Source organism: Flavobacterium sp., assembly GCF_004211145.1.
Lineage (GTDB): Bacteria > Bacteroidota > Bacteroidia > Flavobacteriales > Flavobacteriaceae > Flavobacterium.
This window is the reverse complement of record NZ_SEBS01000011.1, coordinates 140,624-148,596: the sequence shown is the minus strand read 5'-3', so window position 1 is coordinate 148,596 and position 7,973 is coordinate 140,624. Positions and strand designations below refer to the sequence as shown.

Below are 7,973 nucleotides of genomic sequence, written 5' to 3'. Positions count from 1 at the left end.
GGCTAACAAAATGTAATACGTCGACAATTGTAATGTCATTCAACCTAAGATAAATCTTTTAAAATCAAATACTCAACAACCGCCAGAAATCTGCGGAAATCCGTGAATCCGTGGCCAAAACATTAGCTGTCGGAATTTATCGGTTGTCCGACGCAGGATGAATCCGCAAGAATCAAAGCGAAGCAAAATCTCAACGGTTTTAGAAATCCGTGAATCTGTGGCTAACAAAAAAGTAAGAATGACAAACTACGGTATAGCGCAGTGACAAATCCCAAATCACAATACGTTTCCCAGTTATCCCCAAAAAAACTATCTTGTACCTGTTTTTAAAGAATAAGCAATTTCAACCATTGCTTTTTATCAAATGCTCAAAATATGTACAACTCAAAAATATCGGGCCTCGGTTTCTACGTGCCTGAAAACATAGTCACCAATGACGATCTTTCCAAAATCATGGACACCAACGACGCCTGGATCCAGGAACGCACGGGAATCCAGGAACGACGTCACATCATAAAAGGCGAAGACACGACTACTTCGATGGGCGTCAAAGCCGCACGAATCGCGATGGAACGCGCCAACGTCGGCCCGAACGACATCGACTTTGTGGTTTTTGCCACGTTAAGTCCTGATTATTACTTTCCGGGACCTGGCGTTCTCGTCCAAAAGGAATTGGGATTGAGAACCGTCGGAGCGCTTGATGTACGCAATCAATGTTCGGGATTCGTATACGCGATTTCAGTCGCCGACCAGTACATCAAGACAGGAATGTACAAAAACGTGCTCGTCATCGGTTCTGAAGTACATTCACTCGGGCTCGACATGACCGATCGCGGACGAGCCGTTTCAGTAATCTTCGGCGATGGGGCAGGAGCCGCAATCCTGACGCGAGAGGAAAATCCTCAAAAAGGAATCCTGTCCACGCACCTGCATTCTGAAGGCGAACACGCGCTCGAACTCACCGTAACCGCTCCGGGAATGGGCGGACGTTGGGTTACCGACATCATCAACGACAACAACCCGAACGACGAGAGTTACCTGCCGCACATGAACGGTCAATTCGTATTCAAGAATGCCGTCGTGCGCTTCTCGGAAGTCATCATGGAAGGCTTGCAGAAGAACAATCTGCAGGTTCCCGACATCGACATGTTGATTCCACACCAGGCAAATTTGCGTATCTCCCAATTCATCCAGCAAAAATTCCAGCTACCCGACGATAAGGTGTTCAACAACATCCAAAAATACGGGAACACGACCGCGGCTTCGGTGCCGATCGCGTTGACCGAGGCGTGGGAAGCCGGAAAAATCAAGGAAGGCGACTTGGTCGTGCTGGCCGCTTTCGGATCAGGATTTACTTGGGCGAGCGCGATCATCCGCTGGTAAATGAAGAAAATGGCAGTCGTCATCTTTATACTTTTTGTCGGAATATTGGCCGCTTACTACGTTTGGCCGGAACCGAAATTGCGTGAAAACGCCGTCATCGATTCTATCGAAGTTTGGAAATCCAGACATCGCATGGCCGTATATTCCGACGGGAAACTGCTCAAGATGTACACGATCGCGTTGGGTCGGAATCCCGTCGGACATAAACAATTCGAAGGCGACCGCAAAACGCCCGAGGGAACTTACACGATCAACGAGCGCAACCCAAACAGTTCCTACTACAAGAATCTCGGCATTTCGTATCCCAATGAATCCGACAAGTCTTTCGCGTCTTCCCAAAGCAAATCCGCCGGCGGCATGGTGAAAATCCACGGCCTTCGCAACGGACGCGGCGCCATCGGAAAATTCCACCGTTGGAAAGATTGGACGATGGGTTGCATTGCGGTGACGAACGAGGAAATGGAAGAGCTTTTCAATTCGGTCGCTCCTGACGCCAAAATTACGATACATCCGTAATGTTTTTTTTGAAGCGTAATTAAAAACAGTTAGCGATTTTTTTTCGCTTCACGAAATAGATTTATGTCGAGTGACGCGTCTGCCTCGCGGGCGTGGTGTTTTACGTCACCTTCTTTTGTCTCGCAACAAAAGAAGCAAAAATGCGATAGCGACAGTAAAATCGGGCTAAAAATCTACGCTTGAATCCTAAGCGACAAAGCCATTGTCAATACTTTGTCGTTGTTTGCTTTTTAACGGGATTCGTTATTATTGTTCGACGATTGTCGCTCTTAACGGATTCTTTACGTGATTTTTTACGCCCGATTTCACAAGTCGCAAATTATTCGGTAGTTTTTATTTGTGATTTTGCGCCGCTGCGCTTTGCAAAATCGTCTTCGAAACAAATTATTAATTCCAATTAAGTCTGTTCTCTGGAAAAAGTTCGCTTTAAGCGCCGCCAAAGGCTGTCGAAAAATCTTCTTTTGGAAGCATTTTCGGCGCGGCACGCAAGCCGAAAATCAATAAAGACTTCAAATTCGACGCGCCGTTTAGTCTCACAGGCGGGCACCCGGCCGCGCGAAAATTCGTAAAGCGCGACAACCTGTTTGAGCGCAGCGAGTTTTGTCGCGTAGGATTTTCGCGCGATGCCGGGTCGCCGAGAGACTTGGCGCTTGGCATTTTTGCTTCTTTTGTTGCCAGACAAAAGAAGGCCAGCTGCAGGCGACGAACTCCAACGGTTGGTCAAAACAATTTAATTCTAGCAAAGCTGAAAGGTATATAAAAAATGAAGCTCGGGTGCATTACGCCCGAGCTCCTATACTAAACAACAATAAATTTCTTTAACTCAATTTCTAATTTATCTTTTTTGCGACAGAAACGTGCTGCGCCTTGTTTAGTGTTATCGTACCGTTTTGAAACACAAGTACTTCCATCGATCGCGTTTCGTATTAAGATCGAAGCTCCAAATCAAACGTGATATTCGGCTCAAAATTGTCGAATGCCATGAATTGTTTTGGCAATAATGCAACAACGATTGTCGCGATTACGGCCTCGAACCGATTGATCCTGCCGTTAGACTTCGACCTGGGAATCTTGTTACAAATTGAAACGAATTTATTTCGACCACTAAACAATTAACCAATTAAACAACAAAACAATTAAACAAAAAAAAGAGGCGCTAACTCACAACGCCTCTTTTAAAAAAAATCTAATATGAGAAAATCTATCTTTTCATGGAGAAGTGGGCGCGGAACTCTTTCGATTCTCCGTCCTCAGTATAATTCACGCTGAACCAGTAGTCCGTCGACGGCATCGGCTTACCGTTGTAGGTTCCGTCCCATCCTGAACCGCTTGGTTTGATCTTCGTGATCAGTTTTCCGTAGCGGTCAAAAATCGTGATGTCCGAATTCAATTGGTCGTGCAAGTCGACGATGTTCCAAGTATCATGGACGCCATCGGCATTCGGAGTGAAATAATGTGGATAATTCACGACCAAGGCACTCGCGCTCGCCGATCCGCAACCATTCTTATCGCGAACGGTAACGGTGTGTATGCCCGATGAAACATTCTCGAACACATTGCTGTCCTGCCAGATGCCGTTGTCGAGCAAATATTCATAATCTCCTGTTCCGACCGCAGTCACCGTGACGGTCATGTTATCGCTGAAATTATCGCTCGTCGTATACGAAACAACCGCTGGCTCCGATCCCTCAACGGTAACGGTTACCGGCATGGAAACGCAACCCGTGGCATTGCTCACGGCGATCACGGTATAATCTCCGGGAACGACAGCCACATAAGAACTTCCCGTACCTACGATTTCCCCGGCTTCATTGAGCCATTGGAACGTATGCGTCGAGGCGCTTAGTCCGCTTGTGATCGTGAATGGATTCAGCAACGTTTCAGTTTCCGAATCGAAACAAACGATTCCTCCTTCAGGCGTCGGTTCAGGCAACACATTTACATGCAGGCTGATGGCGCGCACCGCGAAACAGTCGGCGGTGAGCGTATTGCGGACCCGTACGAATACGACCGGGAGTTGCGATGTCGTAACCGCGTTGGTTCCCGCCGTAGCGTCGGCCATTGATTCGTGATACGTCGCGACGAATTCGGATCCGGATTGGCTTCCCAGAACAGTGGCTGATAGTGCCGTCAATTCAAATGCCGTGATGCCGTCGTTGGTTCCGTCTTCGTCGCAAGTCGTCGCGATCGCGGCAGGAACCGGATTGGCAACCGGTTGGTCGACAATTGTAAGTACGAACGAACTTTCATCGGAACAAGTCGGTGTGAAAGGCGATTGCGCATAGATATAGATCGTTCCCGATTGCGAAACCTGGTTTCCGGCGTACAAATGTGTTCCCGTTCCGCCAGGTCCGGTATAATAACCACCGACCGTAAGCGCAGGAAGCGTGAAGCTGTCGCAGGTCGTGACTGCAGCCAATTCATCGACGTTGAAGATCGTGATTTGAAGCGGTTTTTCGTCGTAGCAGTTCGGAGTCGTTCCCGTTTCGGCATACACGTAAATAGTTTGCGATGTAGAAATCGTGTCGCCGGCGTGCAAAAGCGTTCCGGTTTTCAAAGAACCCGTGTAATAATCTCCGATGGTCAAAGCCGGCAATACATAAGAATTACAAGCGTTCGCATTCGGGATATTTCCTATTGCAGGCGTTTGGTTGATCGTGATCTGGAATGAATTCTCATCGGTACAGTTGATGCGTTCTCCTGATTCCTTGTAGATGAAAATCGTTCCCGATTGCGTGATCACGTCGCCAGGCATCAAAATGTCGTTTTCGGTATTCGCTGCGGGTCCGCCCGAGAATTTATAGTATTGGTTTCCGTCGCTCAAAGCCGGCAAAACGAAGCTGTCGCAAGCCGTGGCTGCTGGGAAACTGTCGGCCTCGATCGAGAAAATGTTGATCTCGAAACTGTTTTCGGCCGTACAGAATGGCGGATTCGGGTTTGTCGCATAAATATAAAGCACCTGAGATTCGGTGATTACCGTTCCTGCCGCAAGTTGCGTTCCCGTTCCGTTCGGGCCGGTGAAGTAATTCCCGACGTCGAGCGTCGTCAACGTATACGAATTACAGACGTCGATGTTCGAGCGCGAATCGATAGCAGGCGCCGGATTTACCGTAACCGTAAAACTGTTCTGGTTGCTGCACAACGCGTTGAGCTGTTTGTAGATGTAGATCGTTTGTGTGGTTCCGACGAAATCCCCGGCCTGCAAAGCCGTTCCGGTTCCGTTCGGGCCAGTGAAGTAATTTCCGTTCGTGATTGCAGGCAAGACGTAACCGCCGCAAACCGTTTGGTTGCCGACAGTATCGATCGCCGGCTGTGACACCGAAATCGTGAAATGACGGTCAGGCATGCAATCATTCGCTCCTGCGTAAACATAAATCGTCTGTGGCGTCGAAATCACCGTTCCCGCAGGAATCATGGTTCCCGCACCCGCAGCTTCGGTGTAGTAATTCCCGACAGGAAGCGCCGGCAACGTGTATGGATCGCATTGGGAAACGTCGGCTGGAGCGTCAAGCCCGATCTGCACGACAAAACTTTCCTGAGATGTGCAATTCACGGGCGATGTGTTTGATTGTGCATACGCATAAACCGTTTGTGTCGCAGTAATTACAGTTCCCGCTGTCAGTTGGTCGCCAGTTCCGTTCGGTCCCGTAAAGTAGTTTCCTGAGCCGATAGCCGGAAGCGTGTACGACGTACAATCGAAGACATTGTCATAATCGGCAACCGCGACCTGTGGAATGATCGTCACGTCGAAATCAGTATCAATGACGCAGAACGGTTCGATTTCGGTCGTGAAATAGAAGTAAAGCGTCTGTGATGTCGAGATGGTCGTTCCGGCTGGAATCGGATCGCCTTGTCCGCCCGGTTGTGAGAAAAATGCTCCCAGCTCGGCACTCGGCACTGAATAACTTCCGCAATATGTTCCATCAGATGGCGACATGGTTTCAGGATCCAAGATTCTCACGAGGAAGAAACTTTGAGCGCTGCAACTTCCGGGGCCTCCGGGTTGGTTGAATATGTAAACCGTTTGGGTTTCGGTAATCTCATCTCCGGCGAACAAAGCCGTTCCCGTTCCGTTGATTCCCGAGAAATAATTTCCGTTATCAAGCGGCGGCAACGTATAGCTTTCGCACACGACGACAGGTTGCATCTGGTCGACGACAGGGAAAGGCATCAAGTGAACCGCGAATGACGTGGTCACGTAACAAGTCGGGTCGGTCACGTTTTGGACGCGGACATAGATGATTTGGTTGTCAATCACTGAAAGCAAAGCCGTGATCGGGTTGGTTCCCGCATTCGCTTCAGCTTGTGAATGGTGGTAAGACACGATGTTTATCGCTGCAGGTTGCGATCCAAGAACTTGTGATGTCAATGTGGCAACGTTCACGATTCCCGCATGTTGCGTAGCCGAAACCTCGCATACGGTAATGTCTTGGGGCGCGTTTGCCACCGGTCCGTTGGTAATGTCGAGCAAAAAGGATTTTACGGTATGGCAACCGGTAGTAGGATTTTGGATGCGGACGTAAACCGTCGTATCGCCGGGAACCGTATAGTTTGCCGGCAAAGGCGAGATGTTGTCGTTCGCATTGGCTTGGCTCGCGAAATAAGAAACTTGCGTTCCCGCAGGCAATCCCGCGCTGACGACCGGCGTATTCAGCGCCAAATTGAAGCTGTAGCTGGCCGCGCCGGTATCGCACTTATATAATGTAGTAGGGTTTTGCGTGATGATCTGCGGATAATATTCGATCGTGATCGAGTCGGTAGTCGCCTGGCAAACGTTGCTGATGTTCGCGTAGGTAACGGCGTATGTTCCAGGTTCGGTTACGTTGATCGCCGGGCCGTTTCCTGCAATCGGAGAACCGCCTTTTGTCCAGGAAAACGTGTAGTTAGCAGCGGGTAAACCTGTATCGAGCGTGTGCGATTGACCGTAACAAACCGCAGTTCCTGATGCGACAGTCATATCGAGTCCCAAAACCTGTTGGCCAATGTTGAAACTGTCGGACGCAATGAAGATCGCCGAATCCGATTCGTAGTCGGTACGGTCGGCAATCACCAATTTAATATGGTAAGGCGTGTTCGGAACCAACGTCGAGGCCGCATTCAAAAGCACGGTCTGTCCGTTGAAATTCGTAGCCGATCCAGCCGCAGCCGATCCGCCGTTGAAGCTTCCAAAGTATTGTGCGTTGGCCGAAGCACAACTTGAATTGTACAAGAAGTCACGGATCGTAACCACCGAGATTGGCGTATTCGTGTTAGGTACCAACGCCAAGTTGGTCGTTACGCCCGTGTTCATGTTGGTCAGCAAAAACGCGAACGCATCGCTGAACTGGCATTGGAAATTCCCGTATTCCTCTGAAGCGAATACGAAATCAAAATTGAATTGGGGCGAAATGGGTGTAAAATCAAATTCAAGTACTGTCGCGTTTGTGGACGACATCGTAATTCCAGCTTGAGCAAGAGTTGCCTCGAGCGATGTATCTCCGGGCCAGTTCGAGGAACCGTCGCTTAACATGCTCGTGTTCGGGCCTGCCGCGTGGATCGCGCTACCCGTTGTAAGGACAACGCCGGCGTACATTGGAAAGTTCGGATTCGTGTTTTGGAAATACCCGATGCCGTTCGACGAACCGAAGTTCGAACCCGTGCTCCACGTAATATTGTTTGCCTGCACGCAGGGCGAATTGATGAGCACGCTGTTTACCAGTTGGGGAACTGAGTAAGCATTCGTATTCACCGTGATCGGCTGGGCGACAACTGGTAAGGAAAACACGACAGTTAAAATGAGTAAGAATCTTTTCATAACATAATTCGCTAAGGGACTGCGTAATGTTTAGTTGTTCGTAAATGTTTTTGACGGGACAAATATGTGTTTAAATATCGATTAAAAGCAAAAAAAGTCGATGAAATGCATAAATTTTATTTTATTTAGGGATTAATTCTTACAATTCGGTTTGTATTTTGTTTCTAAACGAAGCGAAGTTCGATTGTCGAGGGTGCGACGCGTAGATATGTAATCGATAGGTTACAACGTTTTCGATCGTAAGTTGTTAAAAGGAAGTCGATAAAGGAATTTGAAACTT

The 7,973-nt window shown here is 48.6% G+C and carries 3 protein-coding genes; 2 read left to right on the top strand and 1 reads right to left on the bottom strand.

All coding sequences use genetic code 11. The features are described from left to right. Window positions 1-375 precede the first annotated feature (375 nt). Window positions 376-1,383 carry a beta-ketoacyl-ACP synthase III gene (locus EOO50_RS07645; RefSeq protein WP_290839023.1) on the top strand — a complete coding sequence of 336 codons (1,008 nt, stop codon included), beginning with the start codon at window positions 376-378 and terminating at the stop codon, window positions 1,381-1,383. 9 nt (window positions 1,384-1,392) lie between these two features. Next, window positions 1,393-1,899 (top strand): L,D-transpeptidase family protein, encoded by a 507-nt coding sequence (locus EOO50_RS07640; protein WP_290839022.1) that lies wholly within the window; start codon window positions 1,393-1,395, stop codon window positions 1,897-1,899. Between the two features lie 1,201 nt (window positions 1,900-3,100). On the opposite strand, the gene EOO50_RS07635 is transcribed toward EOO50_RS07640, so the two are convergent. Continuing rightward, window positions 3,101-7,693, bottom strand: a complete 4,593-nt coding sequence (locus EOO50_RS07635; RefSeq protein WP_290839021.1) for a choice-of-anchor L domain-containing protein — start codon at window positions 7,691-7,693, stop codon at window positions 3,101-3,103. Between the last annotated feature and the right edge of the window lie 280 nt (window positions 7,694-7,973).